Below are 24,251 nucleotides of genomic sequence, written 5' to 3'. Positions count from 1 at the left end.
CTCGCGCGAGGCAGGAGACACGCAATGGAACTCGTACGGTTTGGTTTACTGGCATTGGCGGTTACGTGGGCGCTGCAGCTCATCGCCGGGTGGGCCCATATGCGCTACTACAGGGACACGCTGAGAAAGACGGCGCGCACGTGGGGCGACGGGTTCCTCGGCGTGGGAACGTTCAAGCCGCGGATCGGGCGCGGCGCGGTTGCGATCGTCGTCATCAGTGACGATCGCATTGTCAGGCAAGTATTGGCCATGTCCGGACTGACTGTGTTTGCTCGTTTCGAAGCGCTTTCCGGATTCAACGGCGGGTCGATCGGCGAGTTTCAGCAACATGTGGCGTCCTCAGCGCTTGCGCCGCGTCTCAGGAACGCGCTTCACAGCGCGCTCGACATGGCTTGCAGAGCTGCGAACGTCAGTCATCCTATCGGTGCCGTGATTGAGTAGACGAACGCTGTAAAGCACGCAGGTCGCAGCGCTGTTTTGATTCACGCATCTGTCGCACATCACAACTTCATCAGGAGACAACCATGAATCCGCTGGATTTTCTTACTCATGCCGCCGAGGCGTTCATCGGTGTATTCAACGCAGGCGGAAAGACGTTCGTCGGCTTTGTTACAGGTATTTTGCCGACACTGATCGTGCTGCTCACCGCGGTCTATACGATCATCGCGCTGGTGGGAGAGCAGCGGATCCAGGGATTGGCTCGTTTCCTTTCGAAAAACATCCTGACGCGATATACGCTGTTGCCGTTACTCGCGATGTTCTTTCTGACCAATCCGATGGCCTACACGTTCGGCGTCTTCCTTGAAGAGCGTCACAAACCCGCGTTCTACGATTCCGCGGTGTCCTTGTGTCATCCGATCACTGGCTTGTTTCCGCACTGCAATCCCGGCGAGCTGTTCGTCTGGCTTGGCGTGGCAGCGGGTATCACGAAGCTCGCTGAAACCCATGCCGCACCGTTTTCGTTGCCGAAACTCGCGCTCTTCTACCTGGGCGTCGGCCTTTTCGTCAATCTCCTGAAAGGGGTGCTGACCGAAGCGATCACCCGCATGATCGCGAAGCGCGAAGGCCTGACTCTTTGAACTCGACACGATAAAACACGAGAAATCACCTGGAGGAGAACGAAATGGATGCGCGTACGTACAAGGCGGTTCAGGTTCGAAAAGGACCCAACGGCTGGGGAGGTCCACTCGTCATCGCACCGACGGTGGAGCGCAACAAGATTGTGGCCGTGACCGGAGGAGATATTCCGAAGGTGGCGCAGCGGCTGGCTGATCTGACCGGAGCAACGGTCGTGGATGGCTTCCGCAATCCGCCGCTCGAATCGGAAATCGCGGCTGTCGTGATCGATTGCGGGGGCACTGCGCGGTGCGGCGTATATCCGCGAAAACGCATCCCGACCATCAATCTGAGTCCGGTCGGGCAGTCGGGTCCGCTTGCGCAGTTCATTACCGAAGACATCTATGTGTCCGCCGTCGAATTGAACAGCTTGCAGTCCGTCGACGACGACGCGTCGAGTGTCGACGCGCATCGCGCCGCTTTAACAAGCGGTGACACACCACCCGCTGCAACGCCGTCGCCGGCCGAACCCCGAACCGGTGCAGGCCACGGCGGCTTCGTCGGGATGATCACATCGGTCGGCCGCGGTATGGGCGGCGTCGTGAATGTGCTGTTCACGAGCGGGCGCAAGTCGATCGATACCGTCATTCGCAACGTGCTGCCGTTCATGGCGTTCGTGACGATGTTGATCGGCGTGATCAATTCGACCGGGGTGGGAACTGGGCTCGCTCATCTGCTTTCGCCGCTGGCGGGCAATATCGTGGGGCTGGTGATCCTGTCGGCGATCTGCGGTCTTCCGTTCCTGTCGCCCGTACTTGGGCCGGGCGCGGTGATCGCGCAGGTCATCGGCGCGGCAATCATCGGGCCGGCCATCGGCAATGGCACGATTCCGCCGCATATGGCGCTGCCGGCGCTGTTCGCGTATGACACCCAGGTCGGTTGTGATTTCGTGCCGGTCGGGATGGCACTCGGCGAAGCGAAACCGGAGACGATTCGCGTCGGCGTGCCGGCCGTACTGATCAGTCGCCAGATCATGGGGCCGGTCTCGGTGTTAATTGCCTGGGTGGTCAGTTTCGCTCTCTAAAAACATCTTGAGGTCACGCATGCATTACTACAAGACAATCATTTCCAGTATCGGCGAAGAGGTGGAGTCCCTTCTCGAAGGCGGCGTGCTGATTTTGTATTCGGATGGCGCGCCTTCCGAACTGGCCGAGGTGTCGGTTCTTCACCGCGTAGAGCAGGCGGACAGCCATGCGCCGCGTATCGGTTCCGTGCTGCGCATCGGCGAAATTTCGGCGATCGTGACTGCCGTGGGGCCGACGGCCTGGAACAAGGTGAGCGAACTGGGTCATGTCGTCATCACGTTCAATGGAGCCCATTCGGCGGAGCGCCCGGGAGAGATCTGCGCATCGACGGTCGATTTTGAACGGCTCTTCAAGAGCATGCAGAAAGGGACCGTCATCGAGATCGTTGACGCCTGAATTGCGCCGACGTCAATCGTCGTCACCCACGGAATACGAAAAGGCATCGTCATGTTGGAAACTCAGGTTGTGGTCAAGGTACACGAGGGTCTGCACGCGCGCCCCGCGACGCAATTCGCAAAGCTTGCGAAGGAGTTCAATAGCGCGCTGAAAATCGGAAGAGGCGATGCATGGGCGGACGCGAAGAGCGCCGTGAAGCTCATGTTGCTGGGTGTGAAGCAGGATGAGCAGATACTTCTCCGAGCGGACGGCGAAGACGAATGCGAGGCGGTCGACAAGTTGACACAATTTCTGTCGAATGTCAGCGCAATCGTGCAGGGCGTCACCGCGCCGGACAGCCATTGCGGATCCGACGGTTCAGCGACGGCTCCGCGAGCGTTCGAGCACACGGCCGCGGCGCGATCCGCCGACGATGCCGATTGTCCGGGCGCATTGAAAGGTGTTCCGGCGAGTGAAGGCCTGGCATTTGGCAGTGCGCTCGCGTATGTGCGTGACGAGCTCGTGGTCGATCGCCAGTTCGTGTCGGAACACGAGGTAGCAGACGAGGCCAAGCGATTCACCGCGACGCTCGAGTTCACTTTGGGTGCGATGCTCGAGCCGGGCGACGGGACGATGGGAACCGAGATCATCGAGGCGATCGCCGATGTCGCAAGGAGCGACGACTATGCGGGCACGATCCGCGAGCTCATCGCAACGCGGTGGAGCGCGGCGGCGGCTACGCTGAAATGCGGGCAGGATCTGGCGTTCGCGTTCGAATCGATGACGGACGAGTATCTTCGCAGCCGCGCCGACGACATTCGCGGCCTGACGCGCGAGATCGTGGCCGTGCTTCTCGGCAAGCAGCAAAAGTCTCTGCGGGAACTGGACGTGCCGAGCATCATCCTTGCCGAAGAATTGTCCGCGCCGGATCTGGCACGCGCGAACCTCGCCAATATCCTCGGGATCGTCTGCACATCCGGCAGTGCGACGTCTCATGTCGCGATCATCGCGCGCTCGCACGGCATTCCGGCAGTTCTGGGTCTGCCGATCGATAAGGACAGGCTGCGATCAGTCGCACGTGTATCGATTGACGGTACGACCGGGGAGGTCTGGCTCGACCATTCCGACGCGCATGAAAAGGAACTGTCGCGCCGTATCGACGCGCAGCGCGAGCAGCAATCGGCGCTCCTTGCTTACCGGGACGTCGAGCCCTCCACGCGCGACGGACGCAAGATACTGATTGCCGCGAACATGGGTTCTCTGTCGGAACTTGACTCGGCCCTGCAAGCCGGCGCGATGGGCGTGGGGCTATTCCGTACCGAGCTTTTGTTCATGGACCATCAGCGCGTGCCTACGGAGGACGAGCAATACGAAGTTTATGCCACGCTCGCACAGCGCTTTCACCCGTGGCCTGTCATCATTCGAACGCTCGATGCTGGCGGCGACAAGCCGCTGCCGGGCATTCGCTTCCCGAAGGAGGAGAATCCATTTCTGGGGTGGCGAGGCATCCGGATGTGTCTCGACTGCCCCGAAGTGTTCGAGCCGCAACTGCGGGCGCTACTGCGTGCGGCTGCTCACGGAAACATCTGCGTGATGCTGCCAATGGTCGACGATGTCGACGAGGTTCGCCGCACGAAGGCGATCATCGAGCGCATCGCTGCGGAACTGACCGAAGCGGGGGTGCCGTTTGCGGTTCCGAAGCTCGGCATCATGATCGAGACGCCGGCTGCGGTTCTCACTGCCGATCTGCTGGCGCAGGAAGTCGCGTTCTTCTCGATCGGCACCAACGACCTTACGCAATACATCATGGCCGTCGATCGCATGAATCCCAGCCTTGCCTCGCTCTACAGGACCGAGCACCCGGCTGTCATTCAGGCGATCAAGATGGTATGCGACGCGGCGAAGCGGGCGCACATCAGTGTCGGCGTGTGCGGGGAAGCTGCGTCTCGGCCAAACATGATTCCGGTGTTCGTGAACCTCGGGGTCGACGAACTCAGTATGAGTCCCAACTCGGTACTGCGCGCAAAGAAACTCGTGACGGAAATCTGACTTCCGATCGGGAAACGACAGAGGCGTGGCATCGGCGATCCACAAGATTCGTATTTGCCACTGCTTCGCGGGCCCGGCTTGATACACGGACGGGCGGGCGACCTGTCTCGCCGCGCAGGTATCCCGCCTTGTCGGGCTATTTCACTATGCCTCCCGAGCTGCTTACCGGCCGACACGGCGCGATTCGAGGAGGCGATTTTGCCGGATGGAACTACCGTCCGGTCTTCTCGAACACGCGTAGCCTTCACACCCGAAAGCCGTTCAAGCTTTCTCGAAAATTGCCTGGTTTCCTTCCACGGCTCGTCCAGTCGGGCGTCTGTATCAAGAACGCGTGACGAGCCGCGAGGTGAAACGTCAGGCCGCACCCACCTGCAGCGAGGCTGCTCGCCGCGCTGAATTGGTTCTCCAGCGTCCGGCGCGTGCGGTCTCACCCCAGCTGCGTTTCACCCAGGCATACCGGGCGATGTCCGCGTGATCCCTGATCGTCATTTTGCCTTGTGTTACCTGCCGGACGCTTGCCATCGCTACAGCCCTGTCTGACAGCGGGTGACGGCATGCGCAACAGATTCGCGGCGATTGCGACGAACGACGTGGCCAAGTTTCGGACGCAGGGCAGGCCTACTGTCGCATTGATAAATTTTGGCGATCAGCGCAAATCGCGAATCGCAATTGGACCGCTTCAATTTGGAGGTGGACGATCGTTTCACTTGTCGTGAACAAAAAGCTTCTTGAAGCGAAATCGTGAGACAAATGTAGCGAAATAAACCGACAAATACCAGTCGTTGCTGCATTTCCCGGTGTTTTCGTACGGCGAAGATTCACATAATGACGGAGGTGTGACGGAGATGGAGATGAACATGCAAGAGATTCGCATAAGCGAATCTGCACCCAAAAAGTTGTCCGGAAACATGGGGCCGATCGGCCTGGCGCTGATGGTGCTCGCGTTCTCGGCACCTTTGACAACGGTGTCCGGTTATATCCCGTTCGCGCTGATGTTCGGAGGCGTCAGCAGTCCGATCCTGTTCGTCGTCGTCACGATCGTTCTGCTGTTCTTTTCCGTCGGCTACGTGACGCTCAACAACATCGTCAAGCGCCCGGGCGACTTCTATGCGTTCGTCAGTTTCGGCATCGGGAAGTCGACAGGCCTCGGTTCGGGCATCCTCGCGGCGGTGTCGTATTTTCTGCTGCTCGCCGGGGTGACGTCGTTCTTCGGCGTGTCCTGTTCCGATCTCCTTCATGAAACGACCGGCGCCGTGCTCCCGTGGTACATCCCGACGATCGCATGCTGGATGGCTTGCGGGATCCTCAGCTACCTGCATGTCGAGTTGTCGGCGAAGGTGCTGACATGGATCATGCTGCTTGAGATCGCGGTATGTCTCATCTTCTCGTTCTTCGTGCTGACGAAGGGCGGCGCGGCAGACATCTCGGCAGCCGCGCCGTTTGCGCCAAGCCAACTGTCGAAGAGCGCGAGCGTGCCGTTCTCGGTGCTGTTCATCGTCGGCTTCTTCATGGGATTCGAGGCGACCGCGCTGTTCCGGGACGAAGTCCGGATGCCCGACCGCACGATACCGGTAGCCACGTATGGTGCGGTCATTTTCATCGGCGTCGTCTATACCATTTGTGCGTATGCGCTGATCATGGCCTATGGGTCGCATGTCCAGGACATCGCTACCAAGACCCCTGCCGCAATGTTTCCCGACGCATTCTCGAAGTTCGTCAGCGGCCGTCTCCATGTCGTGATCTCGCTGCTGGTGCTGACGTCGGCGTTCGCATCGGCGCTGTCCACGCAGAACGTGCTGGCCCGCTACATGCACAACCTCGGCACCGACGGCGCGCTGCCGCGATTCCTCGGCAAGGTTCATCCGAAGCACGAGTCGCCCTATCTCGCGTCGATCACGGTGTCGGTGATGGTGCTCTGCGTGCTGATCCCCTTCATCGCGATGGGCGCCAAGCCCGATCTGCTGTACGGGCAACTCTCCGGAGTCGGTACGTCGGGGATCGTCGTTCTGATGGCCATCGTCAGCATCTCGTCGCTGGTATGGTACGGCCGGAGCGGCAGGCACCAGGGCGTCAGCTTCTTCAAGTCGGCGGTCGCACCCGCCATTTCGTCGGTGTTCTTCATCGCGCTCGTCGTGCTGATTGCCCAGCACTTCGATGTTCTGGCCGGTGGTGATCCGGGGCAGTACGTGTGGATGTTCTACTGCTTGATCGGCGTGCTGCTCGTTGGCATCGCACTGGCTCAATACTTCAAGTACCTGCGCCCGGAAATCTTCGAGCGGCTTGGCCGCAGCCACAAGGACTGAATCGTTGAGCGACCGGGGCGGGACTGTTCGCCTCATCCTGGGTCGTTTCTCCTTTGATCCCGAGCAATTTTTCGGGATCTTTTTTTATTTTCGGCTCGTCGTCCCCGGCGCGTCCGGCTACCAGTAACGACGGGCGGTGCAGAAACGTCACGGCCGGCTTCACTTCATCCGTTCATCCAGAAGACGTCCGACTTGTCGGACGCATCCCAGACCATGGTCTTCGAGACTGCAAGCGAAAACAACAAACGGACTGCAACACGAGCATCATTTTTTCTCGCGGGAATCAGCGTCGCGACGTGGGCGCCGCTGGTGCCTTACGCGAAGGCACGGCTTGATGTCGACGAAGCGAAATTCGGCTTCCTGCTGCTCTTCCTGGGTATCGGGGCAGTCGGGTGCATGCCGCTCTGTCAGCGCGCGGTCGAGCGATTCGGTTGCCGCAAGGTCATCGGCGCGGGCGCCGCGATGATCTGCGCATCGCTTCCGCTCCTCGCGACGCTGTCCGGTATGCCGGCGATGGCGATGACGCTGTTGATCTTCGGTGCCGGCCTGGGATTCGTCGATGTGGCGATGAACATCCAGGCGACGCTCATTGAACGACAAAGCGGCGAGCAACTGATGTCTGGTTTCCACGGCCTGTTCAGCGTCGGCGGAATTGCGGGCTCGCTGGTCGGTGGCTCGCTGTTGTCGGCCGGTGCGAATGCGCTCGGTGTAGCGGCAGCCATGGTTGTCGTCATCGCAGTGCTCATGTTTCGCTACGCGCGATTCCTGGAGCCGGCAGGGCCCCGCGAGCGCAAAGCCTCGGTATTGATCCTGCCGCAGGGCATCGTCGTCTTGATGGGGGCCATTGCGATCGGGTGCTTTCTCGTTGAAGGTGCGATGCTCGATTGGAGTGCGCTATTCCTGACCTCCGTGAAGTCGTATGCGCAGGATCGCGCAGGCTTCGGCTATACCGCATTCGCGATGACAATGGCGATCGGTCGACTCTTCGGTGACGCGTTGATTACCCGGTTCGGTCCGCGCGTGGTGATCGTATCGGGCGGGATCCTCGGTGCGGTCGGGATGTCCATCGCGATCGCTTCGCCGTCGGGCACGGGCGCGATCTTCGGGTTTGCCGTGTGCGGGGCTGGGTGCGCGAACATCGTACCCATCCTGTTCGCGGCCGCCGGGCGACAAACGGCCATGGATCCTTCTGCCGCAATTTCGTCGATCACGACATTAGGCTATGGCGGCAATCTGGTCGGACCGGCAATTGTCGGCTTCTTTGCGCATGCGATTGGCCTGCATCTTGCATTTGCGTTGCTCGCCGTGCTGCTTGTGCTCGCCGCGTTTGGTGGCCGGAATATCGAGTCGTGACGTGTTCGGTGTGCCCCGCTGATAAGTCGGGGCGCATGGTTGAACGTTCGGCGTGCGCCGCCGACCGATTACGAATTTCGATCAGTAAGCATTTTTGTTCTTCATTGGATTGAATCGGTCGAGGTTGATGTAATGCGCTGACGTCTTTCACCGTGAGCGAATGCCATGACCGATCTCTCATCCGGCGATTTCTCGGTCGCCGACATCGAAGCTGCCTATGTGCGCATCCTGCCGTTCGTCGTGCGAACGCCGCTGCTCGAGAGCGAGGCGCTCAACCGTGCGGTAGGGGCCCGTGTGCTCGTTAAGGCGGAAAGTCTTCAGAAGACGGGCTCCTTCAAGTTCCGCGGCGCGTGCAATCGCGTGCTGCAGGTTCCGGCTGCCATGCGGCCGCGAGGCGTCGTCGCCTTCTCGTCGGGAAACCACGCGCTGGCGATCTCAGCGGTTTGCGCGCGATTCGGCATGCCGGCCACCATCATCATGCCGGCGGATGCACCCAAGGCAAAAATCGAGGGGGCGCGGGCCTATGGCGCAACCGTGCGTCTTTATGACCGACAAACCGACGACCGGGAAGCAATTGGCCGGGACATTGCGGAGCGCACCGGCGCCGTGACCGTTCCCCCTTACGACGATCTCCAGGTGATGGCCGGGCAGGGCACCGTCGGTCTCGAGATCGTGCAGCAAACGCAGGCGATTTCGGTGGTCCCGGATATGGTTCTTGCCGCTGCCAGCGGCGGCGGTCTGGTCGCCGGGGTCGCGACGGCGATCAACGCGTACTGTCGGCAAGCCCGTATCTACGCTGTCGAGCCGCAGGGGTTCGACGATCACGCACGATCGCTGGCGAAGGGTGAGCAGGTTGGCAACGCCCGGGGCGCCACATCGATCTGTGATTCGCTGCAGGTCGCTTCGCCCGGCAAACTGACGTTCCCGATCAACAAGCGGTTGCTGGCCGGGAGTCTCGTCGTCGACGATGACGAGGTGCGTCGGGCGATGCGCGCGGCGTTCGAGACACTGAAGCTCGTCGTGGAACCCGGTGGCGCGGCGCCGCTCGCCGCGGTCCTTGCCGGAAAGCTCGAGGTAGCTGGAAAGACCATCGTGCTGGTGCTGAGCGGCGGTAACGTGGACCACGACGTCTTCGTCAGTGCACTGGCCTGACCGTCCGGCATTCATTTACCCAGAGCGCATTCCCGCCAAGAGGCAATTGCCATGCTGCAACCAGACAGCAAACAGTATCAACGTGTCGCACGCACGATCGACGAATTCATGACGCTCGACTACACGGGCGTCGGGCTCATCGGCAACATCTACGAGGCGCTGCAGAAGCGGCAGCCGGGCTACGCATGCATGGGCGCGGCCGAACGAATCGTCGAGACGGTAAGGCGACAGGGCGGTCCGGTGCTTATCGCCACGGGATTCCCGGAGGGGGGCGGTGCGCCAGAAACCGATGGCCCGGTGGGCGCCGCGCTGATGGCGCGCGCATTCTTTCTGGGCCTTGGGGTGCCGACCGTCATCGTGATCGACGAGGACTGGGAGGAGATGATGGTGCAGACCTGCCGCGGTGCAGGGCTGGCGCCGATGCCCTTCCCGGACGACGGTGTGGTGAAGGGCATCGAATATCTGCGGCCCGTCTACATCCGCACCGTCCCCAAGGACACGGAAGGCAGTCATCGCGTTTCCGATGACCTGCTCGAGCGCACCCGGCCCAGCGTGATGATTTCCATCGAGCGCCCGGGTTGTAATGCGCTGGGGCTCTACCACGGCCTAGGCGGCCGCCCGCTCGACGGGCTCATCGCCGACCTCGATTACTTGTTCTACCAGGGAAAGGAGCGAGGGATTCTGCATATCGGCGTGGGCGATGGCGGCAACGAGCTCGGCATGGGCGTGATTGCGGCAGATCTGCCTACCTTCTCGCCGAAGGCGGCGTCGACCGGTGTTGAAGGGCGGGGCGGCGTTGCGGCGGTCAATGCGGCCGATCACCTCGTCGTCGCGAACGTATCCAACTGGGGCGCGACGGGCATCATTGCTGCGCTTTCGGCGCTGCTGGAGAACCCTTTCGTGTTTCACGATCCCGAACTCGAGATCCGCTGCATCGAATGTTGTGTCAATTCGGGCGGCGTCGACGGCATGTTCATGGCGCCCGAGCCCGCCGTTGACGGCATCAGCGCGGTCGAATGGGAGGGGTTGCTTCGTGCACTGCGCGCGACTGTGCGCCGCACGCTGGGCGACTCGATCAACTGGCAGGGGGAGCGTGGCGACTGGAGGCAATTGAAATGACGGGGCAGACAACGATCGACGCTCGCCTTGCCGAACTGGGCCTCGGACTGCCGCCGGTGAGCGTGCCGCGCGGCAGTTATCTTCCGGTAGTGCGGTCGGGAAACATCCTCCAGATAGCGGGGCAGGGCCCGCGCCGCGGCGATGAGCTCCTTTATGCGGGAAAGGTCGGCATCGACCTCGGCGTGGAGGAGGGGCAGCGTGCGGCACGGCTTTGTGCACTCAATATCCTAAGCCACATCGGACGAATGCTGGACGGCGATTTTTCCCGCGTCGTTCGGATCGTTCGGGTTGCCGGCGTCGTGCAGTGCGGCGCCGATTTTACCGAGCATGCGAAGGTGCTGAATGGTGCTTCCGACCTGTTCTTTGCCGTTCTCGGCGAAGCGGGGCGGCACGCGCGTATTGCGACGGGCGCCAATTCCTTGCCGTCCGGCATGGCCGTGGAAGTGGAAGCGACCGTAGAGATCGCCTGACGCTCGCCTATGTGGAATTCCGGACGCAAGCCGATCATGACGGTACGAAACCTGAAGGGAGAGAGGTGAGCATGCAATTCGATTCAGCAACCAGTCCGGTCCGTGACGGCGCGCAATCCGAAGGTACGTACCGGACGGTCGCTTTTCGGATCATGCCGTTCCTGATGTTGTGTTATGTCACGGCATATCTCGATCGTATCAACATCGGCTTCGCGAAGCTTCGCATGCTATCGGATCTTGGGCTGACGGACGCGACCTACGGGCTGGGGGCCGGCCTGTTCTTTATCGGCTATTTCCTGTTCGAGGTGCCGAGCAACGTGCTGATGGCGAAGATCGGTGCGAAAAGGACCATCTCGCGAATCATGATTCTCTGGGCGTTGATTTCAGCGGCCTTTGCGTTCGTTTCGACGCCGGCCCAGTTCTATGTGCTTCGCTTTCTGCTCGGCGTGGCCGAGGCGGGCTTTTACCCCGGCATCATCCTGTACCTGACATACTGGTTTCCGTCTGCGCGTCGCGCAAAGATGGTGGCCCTCTTCGTCGGGGCGGTGCCCTTGTCCGGCATGATCGGGGCGCCGGTATCCGGTGCGATCATGTCGGCGCTCGAGGGCGCGCATGGATTGGCAGGGTGGCAATGGCTCTTCGTCATCGAGGCGATACCGTCGATCGTTCTTGGGCTATTGACGCTTGTATTCCTCGACGACGGCCCGGAGTCCGCTCGCTGGTTGCGGGAACCTGACAGACGTTTCATCGAGCGCGAGCTGGAAGCGGATCGTCGAGCAATAGACGGACAGGGCGCCGGTATGAGCCTGCGGCAGACGGTGACGAACCGCAAGGTCTGGCACATGACACTCATCTGCTTCTGTTCGGCAATTTGTTCGTACGGCGTTTCGTTCTGGTTGCCTACGCTGGTAGCGCAACTGGCGCCGGGCGACGTCCTGCGTATCGGATTCTACACATCGTTGCCGTTCAGCGCGGCATTTGTCGGAATGTATCTGATCGGGCGTAGCTCCGATAAACTGCGCGAACGCCGTTGGCATCTCGTGGTGCCGTTTCTGTGCGTGATCGCGGGGCTCGTCGCGAGCGTATTCACGCGTGGCGCGCCGGTCCTTGCATTGGCGGCGCTGTGTGTCGCGGCCGTGGGTGCGTACAGTACGACGTCGATGTTGTTCTCGATTCCGGGGCTGTTCCTGACGGGGATCGGTATGGCGGCCGGTGTCGCCTTCATCAACTGTGTCGGCGGCCTGGGTGGATTCGTCAGCCCCTATGTCGTGGGCGTCGTCAAGGACATTACCGGGAGCACCGATTACGGTGTTTTCTTTATTGCGTTGATGGCCGCAATCGGCATGGTATTGACGCTGTGCCTTCCGAAGAACCTCGTTAATCGCTGAGATCGATTGCCGTTGACGTCTGTTCCGTCTGAACTATTGCGGGCCGGCATTTTCTTCATGTTCGACGCGAACGGAGCAGATGATCAATCTGAAAAGCCTCGAAACCTTCTACTGGGTTGCAACGCTCAGCAGCTTCCATAAGGCGGCAACCAAGCTGCACACGACGCAATCCGCCGTGTCGCACCGGATTTCCGGCCTGGAGGACGATCTGGGTGTGCTGCTGTTCGAGCGCGCGGCTCGTAGCATCCGGTTGACGCCCCGTGGCCGAACGCTGCTGGAGTACGCGGAGCGTTTCCTGGCGCTCGAGTCCGAACTGATCTCGGCGATCGCAAGCCCGCAGACGCTGTCCGGTGTAGTTCGCCTGGGTGTCGCCGAAACCATCGTGCATATATGGCTCACCGAGTTCATTGCGCGTGTGCATCGCGAACATCCGGGCATCGTCATCGACATCGTGGTCGACATCACGCCGGCGCTTCGCGATGCGCTCAAGTCCGGCGAGATCGACATGGCGTTTCTACTGGCCGGGCCCGTTGTTGATCCCGATTTCATCGAAGTGCCGCTGTGCAGATATCCGGTCAATTTCCTCGTGTCCCCTGATCTCGATGTCGGTGACAGCCCGTTGACGCCGGACACCCTGGCGCGCTTCCCGATCATCACGCTGCCGAAGCGGACCCATCCGTACATCACGCTGAGAGACGCCATTGCGACGCGGGACAAGCCGTCTCCGCGCATCTTCTCGAACGGGTCGTTGTCGACGATCGTGAAGATGGCGATCGACAGGATCGGCATCGCCGTGATGCCGGGTGCGGTCGTGCAGCGCGAAATCGAGACGGGAGTACTCGTCGTCAAGGAATCGACGCTCGCGCTGGACGATTTCGTATTCAGCGCGGCGTACGCGCGCGGGCTCGACGTACGCATCCACGAAATCCTGGCCGGATTGGCCCACGACGCGGCCGGGTCGACGCGTCGCTAGACGAATGTTCCGACGTGCGACAGCGCGTCGCGATTAATGGGGTTGTATCAACGCGCAACCCGTTGCCTGACGAGGTTTGGAGATTTTTATCATCCTTTGGGTGGACGAGGGATGCACGCGTCATTTCTAGAATGAAATCAATTGCCGGCACATGCGATATCACCGTCCGGCTTGACGCGATGCGCACGTTGCGCGCCTTTCGACAGGGCTTCAGGGAAGCGCGGCATGGCGATCATTTCGACCGACAAACAGGCTGTTGACCACCGGTTTTCGCAAGAGCGCCGGACAGGAGGGCGCAAATGACCGATGCGAGCGGGAAGCGGGTGGCCTCGACAAACCCGGCGGTGCGCTACGACGCATCGGAAAAGCAGAAGGCGTACGCGAAGACGGCGCGCATTCCGATCAAGATCGTCCCGATCGAGCCGCTTCGCAAGCCACGATGGATCCGCGCCAAAGTCGCGACGCCCAACACGCGTTTTTTCGAGATCAAGACGATCCTGCGTGAGCACAACCTGCACACCGTGTGCGAAGAAGCGAGCTGCCCGAACATCGGCGAATGCTTCGGCAAGGGCACCGCGACGTTCATGATCATGGGCGACAAGTGCACGCGCCGCTGCCCGTTCTGCGACGTCGGCCACGGCCGTCCCGACCCGCTCGACGCGGATGAACCGAAGAATCTGGCCCGCACGATCGCCGCGCTGAAGCTCAAGTACGTGGTGATCACGAGCGTCGACCGCGACGACCTGCGCGACGGCGGCGCGGCCCACTTCGTCGAATGCATTCGCGAAGTGCGCGAGCAGTCGCCGGAAACGCGCATCGAGATCCTGACGCCGGACTTCCGCGGCCGTCTCGACCGCGCGATCTCAATCCTGAACGCGGCACCGCCGGATGTGATGAACCACAACCTCGAAACGGTGCCGCGCCTGTACAAGGAAGCGCGCCCGGGTTCGGACTACGCGCACTCGCTGAAGCTCTTGACGGACTTCAAGGCGCAGCATCCGGACGTCGCGACGAAGTCGGGCCTGATGGTCGGCCTCGGCGAGACGGAAGAGGAAATCCTGCAGGTGATGCGCGACCTGCGCGCGCACGACGTCGACATGCTGACGATCGGCCAGTACCTGCAGCCGTCCGAGCACCACCTGCCGGTGCGTGCGTACGTGCATCCGGATACGTTCAAGATGTACGAGGAAGAGGCGTACAAGATGGGCTTCACGCACGCGGCGGTCGGCGCGATGGTGCGGTCGAGCTATCACGCGGATCTGCAGGCGCATGGGGCCGGCGTTGCGTGAGGGGCGAAACCGGTGCGCGTGATAAAGCGCGGTTATCGAAAAACATCGCCAACGGCAATTGGACCCGATCAATTTGGCGGCCGACGATGGCCGCAATACGAACCGGACTGAGTACCGTACCGGCCCGAAACCGATGAAGGGTGCCCGGACACATGAACGATCGCGGCGCGATGCAGCGATCGTTCGATCATGCTGACGATATGCTGGAGGCGTAAGGAGATGGAGATGGATATGAAACTGAATGTGGAAGACGTGCAGATAGAAACGTCTCCGCAGAAGAAACTGTCGGGCAGCATGGGGGCCGTCGGTCTGGCGCTTACCGTGCTGGCGTTCTCGGCCCCGTTGACGACCGTGTCGGGTTACATCCCGTTCGCGCTGATGTTCGGCGGAGTCGGCAGCCCCGTGATATTCGTACTGACGACGCTGGTATTGCTGCTGTTTTCCGTCGGCTATGTGACGCTCAATAATATCGTGAAGCGCCCGGGCGACTTCTATGCGTTCATCAGCTATGGCATCGGAAAGTCGACCGGCCTCGGCTCCGGCATACTCGCGGCGGTTTCGTACTTCCTGCTCCTCGCCGGTGTCACGTCGTTCTTCGGCGTCTCGTGCTCGGATCTCGCGCACGACATGACCGGCATGGCGATTCCGTGGTACTGGCCGACGCTCGCGTGCTGGCTGGTGGTCTCGATGCTGGGATATCTTCATGTCGAGCTGTCCGCGAAGGTGCTGACGTGGGTGATGATTCTCGAGATCGTCGTCTGTCTGGTATTTTCATTCGGTGTGCTGGCAAAAGGCGGTGTTCCGGGTGTTTCCGCATCCGCTCCGTTCCTGCCGAGCCAACTGGCGAACAGTACCAACGTGCCGTTCTGCATGCTGTTCACCGTGTCGTTCTTCATGGGGTTTGAGGCGACCGCCTTGTTTCGCGACGAGGTGAAGATGCCGGACCGAACGATTCCGCGTGCGACCTATGGTGCCGTCATCTTCATCGGCGTGATCTACACGCTGTGTGCGTATGCGATGATCATGGCTTACGGGCCGCAGGTTCAGTCGATCGCGGCCAAGACACCCGCGGCGATGTTCCCTGACGCCTTCGCGAAATTCGTGAGCCCTGGCCTGCACCTGATCGTTTCGGTGCTGGTGATGACGTCGGCGTTCGCGGCGAGCCTGTCCACGCAGAACGTGCTTTCGCGCTATATGCACAACCTAGGAACGGACGGTGCGCTTCCCCGCTTCCTCGGAAAGGTGCATGCGAAGCACGAGTCTCCGTATCTTGCTTCGATGACCGTCTCGGTCATGGTGCTGTGCGTGCTGTTGCCGTTCATTCTGATGGGCGCCAAACCCGATCTGCTTTATGGGCAGCTCTCCGGAGTCGGAACGTCGGGCATCATCATTCTGATGACCATCGTCAACATCTCGTCGTTGGTCTGGTACGTTCGTCGCGGCAGGCAACAGGGCGTGAGTTTCGCCAAGTCGTTTCTGGCACCGGCGATTTCGTCGATATTCTTCATCGCGCTGGTCTATCTCGTGGCAGCACACTTCGACGTGCTCGCGGGCGGGGACCCCGGGCAGTACGTGTGGATGTTCTACTGCCTGATCGGCGTGCAGGTCGCGGGCATGGCACTTGCCCAATACTTCAAGCACCGGCGACCCGAAGTCTTCGAATGCCTGGGGCGCAGCCAGAACGGTTGACGATGACGACAAGCCAGGACTCGCCGAGTCCTGGTTTTTTTGCGCTTGCGCCAAGCAAGCGCGGCGTGGCGCCTAGCGCCCTTCGTAATGCGCGGCGACGTTTTGCGCGAGTCCGGCAACGACCGCACTCAGCGGCATGTCGACGCGGCGAACGAAACTGGCGGTGAACGGCATCACCGGCATCTCGTGGCCGGTGTCGATCCGGCGCAGCCGGCCGCTCGCCAGATGTTCGGCCACGACGTGGTGCGGAATCGCCGCGATGCCGATGCCGTCGAGCGTCATCCGGACGATCGACGACAGCGACGAGTTGCCGAAGATTCTCACGTGATGCAGATGCGACCGATCGAACATCTCCTTCAGCTGCATGTACGGACGTGTCGATCTGGAGAACGTGATGATCGGATGCCGCGCAAGATCGCTCAGCGTGAGGTGCGCCGTGTCGCATTCAAAATCTGACGAGACGATCCAGCTGATCGGATAGCTGCACAACGGCAGATTCTCCGCGTTGCTCGCGTTCACGGGACCCATCAGGAGCGCGACGTCGATCGTGCCGTCGGTGAGCCCCGCGGTCAGATTCGGCGTGGCGTCGACATTGACCTCGAGCGTGATCTCCGGGTATTCGATGCTGAGCCGCTTGAGCAGCGCGGACAGCCATGTGTGCACGATCGTGTCCGACGCGCCGAGCTGAACCGTCCCGCTCAGGGCCGTCCGGCCAGCGACGGCCTCGACTATTTCGGCGCTCAGCGAAATCATTTGTTCCGCGTAAACGAGCAGCTGCCTGCCCTTGATGGTCAGGAAGCAACCGCGCTTGTCTCGCTCGAACAGGCGTCCCTTCAGTTGCTGTTCGAGTTGCGCGATGCGCGCGGATACAGCGGGCTGTGTCGTGTGCAACCTTTCCGCGGCACGGTGAAATCCCCCCAGCTGGGCGACGGCGTAAAAGGTCTCCAGGTTTCGAAGATCGATCATGTGACGAACTCCACCCGCATGGGGAAAAGCGATTCGATCGCGCGTATCCGAATGTCGATCGACGATCGGACGAGGCGATGCATATCCCCGGTGCGGGGAAGGTTCGATCGATCATAGCGACGAAGGTTGGGGTGCTCAACACAGAACGCCTGATTCCGAGGAAAGCGGACGCGCTGCGATTTATTTCTCCACCTTTAGGTGGACGAACCTCATCAGACGCATCACTAGAATTTCAACAACGCTGAAACGAACAATGCGTTCGTGGCAGTTGAAGCGAGCAGTCGACGACCGATCGCGATCGCACGGTTCTGGTGTCGACGTGAATTCATGATCGGGATGCTGACTGGCACTCACGCACTGATAAGAATCGGTGATCGAGCGAAATCGCCAATCACAATTGGACCGGACGAAATTGAACGGTGACGATTGAAATTGCATGTCGGCACTGCTGTCGCGATATTCGTGGGGCGAGCCGGATTTGCAACACTGAGTGTGTCGCGTCGAAGCGTACAGCCACGCACACCATTTAAATTAAGGAGATTGGAATGTCCGCCTTGAAGTTTCCCAGTGAGCGGCTCGTGGACGCTTATCGCGCCATGCGAACAATTCGCCGCTTCGAGGAGCGCGTGATGGACGAGATGGCGACCGGCGACATTCCGGGCAACACTCATCTTTGTGCCGGGCAGGAGGCGAGCGCCGTCGGCGTGTGCCTGCACCTGACGGACAAGGACTACATTTCGTCGACCCATCGCGGGCATGGTCACAGCATTGCCAAGGGATGCGATATCGGCGCAATGATGGCCGAGCTGTTCGGGCGTGCGACGGGAACGTGCGGCGGCAAAGGCGGCTCGCAGCACATCGCCGATCTGCGCAAGGGGATGCTGGGCGCGAACGGCATCGTGGCCGGCGGTGCGCCGATTACGTGCGGCGCCGCGCTCACGGCGAAGTTGCTCGGCACCGGTGGCGTGGCGGTTGCGTTCGCGGGTGACGGTGCGATGAACGAAGGCGTGATGTCGGAGAGCTTCAACCTCGCGAAGATCTGGATGCTTCCGATCGTCTTCGTGATCGAGGACAACGGCTTCGGCGAAGCGACGGCGAACTCGTTCGTCTCGGCCGGCAGCTTCACGCGGCGTGCGCAGAGCTACGACATTCCCGCTGCGGAGGTCGACGGTACCGACTTGTTCGCGGTCTACGAGGCCGCTGGCCAGGCGATCGACCGTGCCCGCAATGGCGGCGGCCCGAGCCTGCTGCAGATTCACGTGCCGCGCTACTACGGTCACTACAGCGGAGACCCCGACAACTATCGCACGCCGGAAGAAAAGAAGGCCATGCGCCAGGAGCGCGATTGCGTCGTCAATTTCCGCAGGCAGGTGCAGGAAGGATCGCAAGTGGCCAGCGGCGAGCTGGACGCGGTCGATGCGCAGATCGAGACCGAGATCGACGCCGCCGTGAGTGCTGCGCGCGCAGCCCCGTTCCCGCCGCTTTCGGCACTGACCGCCGACGTTTACGTGAAGTATCTGTAAGGACCCACAGCAATGGCTAAGAAATCGTTCCGTCAAGCGCTGAATGACGCGCTGCACTCGGAAATGGCGCGTGATCCGCGCGTGATCATGATGGGTGAGGATTTGACCGGCGGCGCGGGCGCCAACGGCGTCAAGGATGCGTGGGGCGGTGCTTTCGGCGTGACGCGCGGGCTGCTCGACGCCTACGGCCCCGAGCGCATTCGCGATACGCCAATCAGCGAGGCCGCATTCGTCGGCGCGGCCGCCGGCGCGGCCCTCACGGGTTTGCGTCCGATCGCCGAACTGATGTTCGTCGACTTCGCCGGCGTGTGTCTCGACCAGATCATGAATCAGATCGCGAAGTTCCGGTACATGTTCGGCGGCCGTGCCAAAACACCGCTCGTGATTCGCGCGACGTACGGGGCCGGCACGCGCTCGGCCGCGCAGCACACGCAGGCGTTCTATCCGATCTTCACGCACATTCCCGGCCTCAAGGTCGTGATCCCGTCGAATCCGTACGACGCGAAAGGCCTGCTGCTCCAGGCGATCCGCGACGACGATCCGGTGATCTTCCTCGAAAACAAGATGCTGTACGACACCGTGGGCGAAGTGCCCGACGGTGCATACACGATCCCGTTCGGCGAGGCGCGGGTGGTGCGGGACGGGAAAGACGTGCTGATCGTTGCGCTCGGCCGCATGGTCGGCGTCGCGGAGACGGCCGCTCGCCTCCTCGCGGCGGACGGCGTGTCGGCATGCATCATCGATCCGCGCACGACGTCGCCGCTCGACGAGGACACGTTGCTCGAATACGCCGAGGACATCGGACGGGTCGTGATCGTCGACGAGGCAAATCCGCGCTGTAGCGTCGCGGCGGACATCTCCGCGTTGCTGGCCGACAAGTGCTTCGACTCGCTGAAGGCGCCGATCCGGCTCGTGACGGCGCCGCACACGCCGGTGCCGTATGCACCGAACCTGGAAGACGTGTACGTGCCGTCGCCGGAAGCCGTCGTGAATGCCGTCAAGTCGATTCTGAAGGGGTAATCAATCATGTCGTTCATTGAAGCCGTCACCATCCCCAAGTGGGGGATGACGATGACCGAAGGCACCGTGCTCGAATGGCACGCGAAGGAGGGAGACAAGGTCGAACGCGGCCAGGAACTCCTCGAGGTCGAATCCACGAAGGTCAACAACGTGGTGGAGGCGACTGTGTCCGGGATCCTGCGGCGCATCGTCATCAACGAGGGCGAAATCGCGCCGGTCGGCGCGCTGATCGGCGTCATCGCCGATGAAGCGGCGACCGAGGAGGAAATCGACGCGCTCGTCGCAAGCTACGCGTATCGACTGAATGCGGACGACGGCGAGGCGGGCGGTGTGGTCGCACCGAAGGCGGTGGCCGTGTCCGGCGGCAGCGTGAACGTGCTGGAGCTCGGCCCCGAAAGCAACGAAACCGTGTTGTTCATTCACGGCTTCGGCGGCGACTTGTCAACCTGGCTGTTCAACCAGGGCACGCTCGCCGAGCACTTCCGGACGATCGCGGTGGACCTTCCCGGGCACGGCGCGTCGACGCCGATTACCGGTGGTGGTGTGATCAAAAAGATCACTGTGGCGGTCGAGGAAGCGGCGAGCGCGATCACGTCCGGGAAACTGCACCTGGTCGGTCACTCGTTCGGCGGCGCGATCGCCGCGGCCTTCGCGGCCGCCAACCCGTCGCGTGTCGCATCGGTGACGCTCATCGCGCCGATCGGCCTGAGCAAGGAGATCAACCGTTCGTTCGTGACCGAATTCGTCGCCGCGGAGCGCCGCCGTCCGCTTCAGGCCGCGCTGGAGAAGCTGTTTGCCGATCCGTCGAAGATCACGAGCGAAATGGTCGAGGGCACGCTTCAGTTCAAGCGGCTGGAAGGCGTCCAGGAGGCGCTGTCCGCTATCGCCGACACCATCGCCGACGAGAACGGCCAGGTTCAGACGATCGGTGCGACGCTGGCGGGACTCACCTGCCCCGTGATGCTGCTCTGGGGCGAGCGCGACGCCATCATTCCGGCCCCGCAGGCCGACGGCCTGCCGTCCACGGTGCAGCTGCGCGTGATTCCGGACGTCGGCCACATGCCGCAAATGGAGGCAGCGTCGGTCGTGAACGATGCGCTGCTGGACAACATCCGTCGCGCCCGATAACTGCTCGTGCCGGGCGGCGGGACGCCGATTCGGCGGTGTGGAGCGGTTATCGGCGCGGTGATCTTGAGGAAACAGTCATGTCAGGACGTTTGACAGGCAAGCGGGTACTTCTGACCGGCGGCGTTGCCAATATCGGTCTCGCCATTCTGGAGTCGTTCGTTGCCGAAGGTGCGACCGTATCGGTCGTCGATATCGATGAGGTCAAGGGCCGCGCGCTCGAATCCCGGTTCGGCGACAAGGTGCGTTTTTTTCGAACCGACATCTCGAGCGAAGACGAGATCAAGGCCGTCATCGAGAAGTCGTCGGAATGGATGCACGGCATCGACACGTTGTGTCTGAATGCCGGCGTCCAGCTCTCCGGGCGGATCGAGCAGTTCAGCACCGAGAGCTGGGACAAGGTCTTCGGGATCAACGTGCGGGCTAACTTCATTTTCGCGCGTGAGTCGCTCCGTCACCTGAGAGCCGCGAAGCAGTCGTCGATCGTGATGATGTCGTCGCTCGCGGGCAAGCGCGGCGGCACCGGCCTCGCATGCTACTCGGCGTCCAAGGCGGCCATCATCGGTCTGACGACCACGCTTGCAATCGAGCTCGCGCCGGACGGCGTGCGTGTCAATGCCGTGTGTCCCGGCTGGATCGATACGCCGTTCAATCAACCGGTGATCGATTTCATGGGTGGCCGCGACAAGCAGGAGTCGGTGGTTCGGACGGCTATCCCCCTGGGCCGACAGGCGACGCCGGACGAAGTCGCGCCGCTGTTTGTCTACCTCGCATCAGACGAGTCGTCTTACGTCACCGCGCAGGCAATCAATGTCGATGGCGGCGCGTACAACTGACCGCCGGACAGAATCGGGAAGAAACCAATGAGCAAGCAGATCACATATGAAGCCGCCCGGCGGGCGATCGAAGCGGGCGTCGCGAAGGCGAACGAACTGGCGCAGAGCTCGTCGTTGTCGATTGTGGATGCTGGCGGCCACCTTGTTGCGTTCACACGCGTGAACGACGCGGCGTTCGGCACGATCGAAATTGCGCACCACAAGGCGTATACCGCCGCAGCACTGCGGTTCCCTACCGATTACTGGATGAAACTCGTCCAGCCCGGAGCCGCGCTCTACGGGCTCGAGCGCGCCGCGTCCCGCCCGCTGGTTGTGTTCGGCGGCGGCCTGCCGGTGAAGCACGGCGACGAGGTCATTGGCGGCGTCGGCGTGTCGGGCGGTCCGGAAGAAGCGGACGTGGCGATTGCGCGTGCGATGGTTGCTGCGCTCGGCGAGAACTGAACATCTTCCTGAAAGGGTACTTTCAATGGAATCGACTGCAGGTACGCGGACGATGTCGGCCGACCAGGTTCGGCTGCTGATTCGCGACGGCAAGCTGCGTGCGCCGACGACGGGATACGCCGACGGCTTCATGCAGGCAAATCTGGCAATTCTGCCGAAGACGTACGCAGATGATTTTCGCGAGTTTTGCCGAATCAACCCGAAGAGCTGTCCGCTGGTGGGAATCGGGCAGCCCGGCAACCCGGGGCTGGACGGACTGGGCGCGATCGATATTCGAACTGACGTGCCCCGCTACCGCGTGTACCGGAACGGGGTTCACACCGATACGGTCGACGATCTGGTCGATCTGTGGCGTGACGATCTCGTGACGTTCGCGCTCGGTTGCTCGTTCTCTTTCGAGAGCGCGATTCTGCAGGCTGGGATCGACATTCGCCACATCAGTGCGAACCGGAACGTGCCGATGTACGTGACGAACATCCAGACGACGGCCGCGGGGCCGTTTCGTGGCCCGATGGTCGTGTCGATGCGTGCGTTCAAGCCCGCCGATGCGATTCAGGCGATCGTGCTGTCGGAACGGTTTCCGCTCGCGCATGGCGCACCGGTTCATATCGGCGACCCGGCGACCATCGGGATTCGCGACGTCACCCGGCCGGAGTTCGGCGATCCGCCGGTGATCGAGGCCGGTGACATCCTCGGGTTCTGGGCCTGCGGGGTCACGCCGCAGATGGCACTTCAGGCGGCGAAGCCGGATTTTGCGATCACGCATGAACCGGGGTACATGCTCGTCACCGATTTGCCGGCGAACGCGGCGGCCGTGTGAGCGAGGAGTCGTTGCAATGTTCGATGCAGAAATCGCCGCGAAGCTGCTCAATCGCGGCACCTCGCAGGCGTCGGACGAATGTGGCAGGCAATACCTTGACGTGTTGCGCGAGGGACAGCTCGATTTTTCTCACCAGATCGAGCGTCTGGCCGGAGAGAGCGCCGGTTCCGAGGTTCCTCGCGAAATCGAATGGCTGACATTTGGCGACGGCTCTCGCGCGTTGCGCATTCGTACCGACGATGCGCAAACGGGCTGGAGCGAATGGGTTTCGATTGTGAAACCCGGCGGCGTCGAATCGATAAACAGCGCGAACAAATATATTGCGGCGCAATGATACGGCGAGGCTGTCGCAGCCTGCCCGCAATGGAAATTGACCGATTGGCGGGGAAGCCCGCCGGGAGACACCGATGTCCGAGCATGGCGTCCGACTGGAATGGACTATCGAGCAGCACCACGAGCGGGAAGAGACCTATAGCCGGGACCACCGGGCGATCATCAGCCCGACGGTGACGATCCCTGTGTCCGCGGCTCCCGACTATCTCGGGAACGAACGTCTGGCCGACCCGGAGCAGTTGCTCGTCAACGCGCTCGCGAGTTGCCACATGCTGTACTTCCTCGCGCTCTGCGAAGGAAGCGGGTATGCGGTCGCATCGTACTCCGACGATGCAGTCGGGAAAGTCGAGAAAAGCGCGGACGGGTTTCACTGGGTATCCGAGATCGTGCTCAGGCCCCGCGTGACCTTCGCGTCCGAAAAGCAGCCGAATCAGGCGCAACTCGAGCGGCTGCATGACCGTGCTCACAAAGGGTGCTTCATCGCCAATTCGATCAAGTCGAAAGTGGAAATCGATCTCGGCTGAGTTTGGACCGGGATCGGTTGCCAGCCGATCAACAAACGTAATGAGGAAAGTGAGATGAAGAAGGAAGGTCTGGTCGTGGTTGCAACCGTCGTTGCCCGATCCGGTAGCGAAGACGTGCTGCGCGAAGCGTTGAAGGAGCTGGTGCCGTACGCAAGGACGGAGCCGGGGTTCATTCAATACGATCTTCACGAGTCGGCCGACACGCCGGGGCAGTTCGTCTTCTACGAAATCTGGGAAGACGAAGCCGCCCTCGAGACCCACTCGAATACCGAGTTCGCGAAGGCATTCGGCGCACGGGCGGGGCAATGGATCGAATCCGTCTCGCTCAGCAAGTTCCGGAAAATCGCGTGAACCGAGCACGA

The 24,251-nt window shown here is 61.6% G+C and carries 24 protein-coding genes; 23 read left to right on the top strand and 1 reads right to left on the bottom strand.

Annotated features, from left to right (window positions below; translation table 11 throughout):
- Nucleotides 1–24 precede the first annotated feature (24 nt).
- The 14 genes from U4Z64_RS32220 to U4Z64_RS32155 all read left to right on the top strand — a co-directional run bounded on the left by U4Z64_RS32220 (nucleotide 25) and on the right by U4Z64_RS32155 (nucleotide 16,301).
- Nucleotides 25–441 carry a transcriptional regulator GutM gene (locus tag U4Z64_RS32220; protein WP_060063258.1) on the top strand — a complete coding sequence of 139 codons (417 nt, stop codon included), beginning with the start codon at nucleotides 25–27 and terminating at the stop codon, nucleotides 439–441.
- A gap of 83 nt (nucleotides 442–524) precedes the next feature.
- Nucleotides 525–1,079: a PTS glucitol/sorbitol transporter subunit IIC gene (locus U4Z64_RS32215; protein ID WP_196798934.1), complete on the top strand. Its 555-nt coding sequence runs from the start codon at nucleotides 525–527 to the stop codon at nucleotides 1,077–1,079.
- Nucleotides 1,080–1,123: 44 nt separating this feature from the next.
- Nucleotides 1,124–2,140, top strand: a complete 1,017-nt coding sequence (locus tag U4Z64_RS32210) for a PTS glucitol/sorbitol transporter subunit IIB (RefSeq protein ID WP_060063256.1) — start codon at nucleotides 1,124–1,126, stop codon at nucleotides 2,138–2,140.
- A 19-nt stretch (nucleotides 2,141–2,159) separates the two neighbouring features.
- Nucleotides 2,160–2,537 carry a PTS glucitol/sorbitol transporter subunit IIA gene (locus U4Z64_RS32205; protein WP_060063253.1) on the top strand — a complete coding sequence of 126 codons (378 nt, stop codon included), beginning with the start codon at nucleotides 2,160–2,162 and terminating at the stop codon, nucleotides 2,535–2,537.
- A 51-nt stretch (nucleotides 2,538–2,588) separates the two neighbouring features.
- Nucleotides 2,589–4,565: a phosphoenolpyruvate--protein phosphotransferase gene (gene ptsP / locus U4Z64_RS32200; RefSeq protein ID WP_321822082.1), complete on the top strand. Its 1,977-nt coding sequence runs from the start codon at nucleotides 2,589–2,591 to the stop codon at nucleotides 4,563–4,565.
- A 908-nt stretch (nucleotides 4,566–5,473) separates the two neighbouring features.
- Nucleotides 5,474–6,868: an APC family permease gene (locus U4Z64_RS32195; protein ID WP_321822081.1), complete on the top strand. Its 1,395-nt coding sequence runs from the start codon at nucleotides 5,474–5,476 to the stop codon at nucleotides 6,866–6,868.
- A 213-nt stretch (nucleotides 6,869–7,081) separates the two neighbouring features.
- Nucleotides 7,082–8,221, top strand: coding sequence for an MFS transporter (locus U4Z64_RS32190; RefSeq protein ID WP_060063240.1), 1,140 nt, complete (start codon nucleotides 7,082–7,084; stop codon nucleotides 8,219–8,221).
- A gap of 165 nt (nucleotides 8,222–8,386) precedes the next feature.
- The gene (locus U4Z64_RS32185; protein WP_060063237.1) at nucleotides 8,387–9,373 is read left to right on the top strand and encodes a threonine/serine dehydratase; all 987 of its coding nucleotides are present in this window, start codon (nucleotides 8,387–8,389) and stop codon (nucleotides 9,371–9,373) included.
- Between the two features lie 51 nt (nucleotides 9,374–9,424).
- Nucleotides 9,425–10,492 carry a DUF4392 domain-containing protein gene (locus U4Z64_RS32180; RefSeq protein ID WP_321822080.1) on the top strand — a complete coding sequence of 356 codons (1,068 nt, stop codon included), beginning with the start codon at nucleotides 9,425–9,427 and terminating at the stop codon, nucleotides 10,490–10,492.
- Nucleotides 10,489–10,962: a RidA family protein gene (locus tag U4Z64_RS32175; RefSeq protein ID WP_060063234.1), complete on the top strand. Its 474-nt coding sequence runs from the start codon at nucleotides 10,489–10,491 to the stop codon at nucleotides 10,960–10,962. Before U4Z64_RS32180 ends, U4Z64_RS32175 begins: the two co-directional genes overlap by 4 nt.
- A 71-nt stretch (nucleotides 10,963–11,033) precedes the next feature.
- Nucleotides 11,034–12,350, top strand: a complete 1,317-nt coding sequence (locus U4Z64_RS32170) for an MFS transporter (protein ID WP_321822079.1) — start codon at nucleotides 11,034–11,036, stop codon at nucleotides 12,348–12,350.
- Nucleotides 12,351–12,429: 79 nt separating this feature from the next.
- Nucleotides 12,430–13,323, top strand: coding sequence for a LysR family transcriptional regulator (locus U4Z64_RS32165; RefSeq protein WP_321822078.1), 894 nt, complete (start codon nucleotides 12,430–12,432; stop codon nucleotides 13,321–13,323).
- Nucleotides 13,324–13,622: 299 nt separating this feature from the next.
- The gene (lipA, locus tag U4Z64_RS32160) at nucleotides 13,623–14,612 is read left to right on the top strand and encodes a lipoyl synthase (protein ID WP_321822077.1); all 990 of its coding nucleotides are present in this window, start codon (nucleotides 13,623–13,625) and stop codon (nucleotides 14,610–14,612) included.
- Between the two features lie 225 nt (nucleotides 14,613–14,837).
- A complete protein-coding gene (locus tag U4Z64_RS32155) occupies nucleotides 14,838–16,301 on the top strand; it encodes an APC family permease (RefSeq protein WP_321822076.1) in 1,464 nt (487 codons plus the stop codon).
- Between the two features lie 72 nt (nucleotides 16,302–16,373).
- On the opposite strand, the gene U4Z64_RS32150 is transcribed toward U4Z64_RS32155, so the two are convergent.
- A complete protein-coding gene (locus tag U4Z64_RS32150; protein WP_321822075.1) occupies nucleotides 16,374–17,267 on the bottom strand; it encodes a LysR family transcriptional regulator in 894 nt (297 codons plus the stop codon).
- Between the two features lie 545 nt (nucleotides 17,268–17,812).
- Here U4Z64_RS32150 and U4Z64_RS32145 point away from each other — a divergent pair.
- From U4Z64_RS32145 to U4Z64_RS32105, 9 genes are all read left to right on the top strand, one after another.
- The gene (locus U4Z64_RS32145; RefSeq protein ID WP_321822074.1) at nucleotides 17,813–18,790 is read left to right on the top strand and encodes a thiamine pyrophosphate-dependent dehydrogenase E1 component subunit alpha; all 978 of its coding nucleotides are present in this window, start codon (nucleotides 17,813–17,815) and stop codon (nucleotides 18,788–18,790) included.
- Nucleotides 18,791–18,802: 12 nt separating this feature from the next.
- Nucleotides 18,803–19,810: an alpha-ketoacid dehydrogenase subunit beta gene (locus tag U4Z64_RS32140; protein WP_321822073.1), complete on the top strand. Its 1,008-nt coding sequence runs from the start codon at nucleotides 18,803–18,805 to the stop codon at nucleotides 19,808–19,810.
- A gap of 6 nt (nucleotides 19,811–19,816) precedes the next feature.
- Nucleotides 19,817–20,938, top strand: coding sequence for an acetoin dehydrogenase dihydrolipoyllysine-residue acetyltransferase subunit (locus U4Z64_RS32135; RefSeq protein WP_321822072.1), 1,122 nt, complete (start codon nucleotides 19,817–19,819; stop codon nucleotides 20,936–20,938).
- Between the two features lie 77 nt (nucleotides 20,939–21,015).
- Nucleotides 21,016–21,771 (top strand): SDR family NAD(P)-dependent oxidoreductase, encoded by a 756-nt coding sequence (locus U4Z64_RS32130; RefSeq protein ID WP_125333418.1) that lies wholly within the window; start codon nucleotides 21,016–21,018, stop codon nucleotides 21,769–21,771.
- A gap of 27 nt (nucleotides 21,772–21,798) precedes the next feature.
- Nucleotides 21,799–22,212, top strand: coding sequence for a GlcG/HbpS family heme-binding protein (locus U4Z64_RS32125; RefSeq protein WP_062885836.1), 414 nt, complete (start codon nucleotides 21,799–21,801; stop codon nucleotides 22,210–22,212).
- On the top strand, nucleotides 22,193–23,032 hold the full coding sequence (locus U4Z64_RS32120) for a putative hydro-lyase (RefSeq protein ID WP_371748614.1): 840 nt from the start codon (nucleotides 22,193–22,195) through the stop codon (nucleotides 23,030–23,032). Before U4Z64_RS32125 ends, U4Z64_RS32120 begins: the two co-directional genes overlap by 20 nt.
- Before the next feature lie 16 nt (nucleotides 23,033–23,048).
- Nucleotides 23,049–23,366 carry a hypothetical protein gene (locus U4Z64_RS32115; protein ID WP_062885834.1) on the top strand — a complete coding sequence of 106 codons (318 nt, stop codon included), beginning with the start codon at nucleotides 23,049–23,051 and terminating at the stop codon, nucleotides 23,364–23,366.
- A gap of 73 nt (nucleotides 23,367–23,439) precedes the next feature.
- Nucleotides 23,440–23,889: an OsmC family protein gene (locus U4Z64_RS32110; RefSeq protein WP_077178929.1), complete on the top strand. Its 450-nt coding sequence runs from the start codon at nucleotides 23,440–23,442 to the stop codon at nucleotides 23,887–23,889.
- Nucleotides 23,890–23,943: 54 nt separating this feature from the next.
- Nucleotides 23,944–24,240 carry a putative quinol monooxygenase gene (locus tag U4Z64_RS32105; RefSeq protein WP_048985720.1) on the top strand — a complete coding sequence of 99 codons (297 nt, stop codon included), beginning with the start codon at nucleotides 23,944–23,946 and terminating at the stop codon, nucleotides 24,238–24,240.
- The last annotated feature ends 11 nt before the right edge of the window (nucleotides 24,241–24,251 follow it).

Origin of the sequence: Burkholderia sp. BCC1996 (assembly GCF_905339955.1) — a bacterium.
Lineage (GTDB): Bacteria > Pseudomonadota > Gammaproteobacteria > Burkholderiales > Burkholderiaceae > Burkholderia.
Note: the sequence above shows the minus strand (reverse complement) of the source record. Positions and strands in the feature narration are given on the sequence as shown.

What these genes read in the sequence shown, in the direction of transcription:
- U4Z64_RS32145 (WP_321822074.1), top strand. Translation starts at nt 17,813, where the DNA reads ATGTCCGCCTTGAAGTTTCCCAGTGAGCGGCTCGTGGACGCTTATCGC.
- U4Z64_RS32155 (WP_321822076.1), top strand. Translation starts at nt 14,838, where the DNA reads ATGGATATGAAACTGAATGTGGAAGACGTGCAGATAGAAACGTCTCCG.
- U4Z64_RS32180 (WP_321822080.1), top strand. Translation starts at nt 9,425, where the DNA reads ATGCTGCAACCAGACAGCAAACAGTATCAACGTGTCGCACGCACGATC.
- U4Z64_RS32190 (WP_060063240.1), top strand. Translation starts at nt 7,082, where the DNA reads ATGGTCTTCGAGACTGCAAGCGAAAACAACAAACGGACTGCAACACGA.
- U4Z64_RS32185 (WP_060063237.1), top strand. Translation starts at nt 8,387, where the DNA reads ATGACCGATCTCTCATCCGGCGATTTCTCGGTCGCCGACATCGAAGCT.
- U4Z64_RS32210 (WP_060063256.1), top strand. Translation starts at nt 1,124, where the DNA reads ATGGATGCGCGTACGTACAAGGCGGTTCAGGTTCGAAAAGGACCCAAC.
- U4Z64_RS32130 (WP_125333418.1), top strand. Translation starts at nt 21,016, where the DNA reads ATGTCAGGACGTTTGACAGGCAAGCGGGTACTTCTGACCGGCGGCGTT.
- lipA (WP_321822077.1), top strand. Translation starts at nt 13,623, where the DNA reads ATGACCGATGCGAGCGGGAAGCGGGTGGCCTCGACAAACCCGGCGGTG.
- ptsP (WP_321822082.1), top strand. Translation starts at nt 2,589, where the DNA reads ATGTTGGAAACTCAGGTTGTGGTCAAGGTACACGAGGGTCTGCACGCG.
- U4Z64_RS32150 (WP_321822075.1), bottom strand. Translation starts at nt 17,267, where the DNA reads ATGATCGATCTTCGAAACCTGGAGACCTTTTACGCCGTCGCCCAGCTG.
- U4Z64_RS32140 (WP_321822073.1), top strand. Translation starts at nt 18,803, where the DNA reads ATGGCTAAGAAATCGTTCCGTCAAGCGCTGAATGACGCGCTGCACTCG.
- U4Z64_RS32165 (WP_321822078.1), top strand. Translation starts at nt 12,430, where the DNA reads ATGATCAATCTGAAAAGCCTCGAAACCTTCTACTGGGTTGCAACGCTC.
- U4Z64_RS32125 (WP_062885836.1), top strand. Translation starts at nt 21,799, where the DNA reads ATGAGCAAGCAGATCACATATGAAGCCGCCCGGCGGGCGATCGAAGCG.
- U4Z64_RS32220 (WP_060063258.1), top strand. Translation starts at nt 25, where the DNA reads ATGGAACTCGTACGGTTTGGTTTACTGGCATTGGCGGTTACGTGGGCG.
- U4Z64_RS32135 (WP_321822072.1), top strand. Translation starts at nt 19,817, where the DNA reads ATGTCGTTCATTGAAGCCGTCACCATCCCCAAGTGGGGGATGACGATG.
- U4Z64_RS32195 (WP_321822081.1), top strand. Translation starts at nt 5,474, where the DNA reads ATGGGGCCGATCGGCCTGGCGCTGATGGTGCTCGCGTTCTCGGCACCT.
- U4Z64_RS32170 (WP_321822079.1), top strand. Translation starts at nt 11,034, where the DNA reads ATGCAATTCGATTCAGCAACCAGTCCGGTCCGTGACGGCGCGCAATCC.
- U4Z64_RS32115 (WP_062885834.1), top strand. Translation starts at nt 23,049, where the DNA reads ATGTTCGATGCAGAAATCGCCGCGAAGCTGCTCAATCGCGGCACCTCG.
- U4Z64_RS32215 (WP_196798934.1), top strand. Translation starts at nt 525, where the DNA reads ATGAATCCGCTGGATTTTCTTACTCATGCCGCCGAGGCGTTCATCGGT.
- U4Z64_RS32205 (WP_060063253.1), top strand. Translation starts at nt 2,160, where the DNA reads ATGCATTACTACAAGACAATCATTTCCAGTATCGGCGAAGAGGTGGAG.
- U4Z64_RS32105 (WP_048985720.1), top strand. Translation starts at nt 23,944, where the DNA reads ATGAAGAAGGAAGGTCTGGTCGTGGTTGCAACCGTCGTTGCCCGATCC.
- U4Z64_RS32175 (WP_060063234.1), top strand. Translation starts at nt 10,489, where the DNA reads ATGACGGGGCAGACAACGATCGACGCTCGCCTTGCCGAACTGGGCCTC.
- U4Z64_RS32110 (WP_077178929.1), top strand. Translation starts at nt 23,440, where the DNA reads ATGTCCGAGCATGGCGTCCGACTGGAATGGACTATCGAGCAGCACCAC.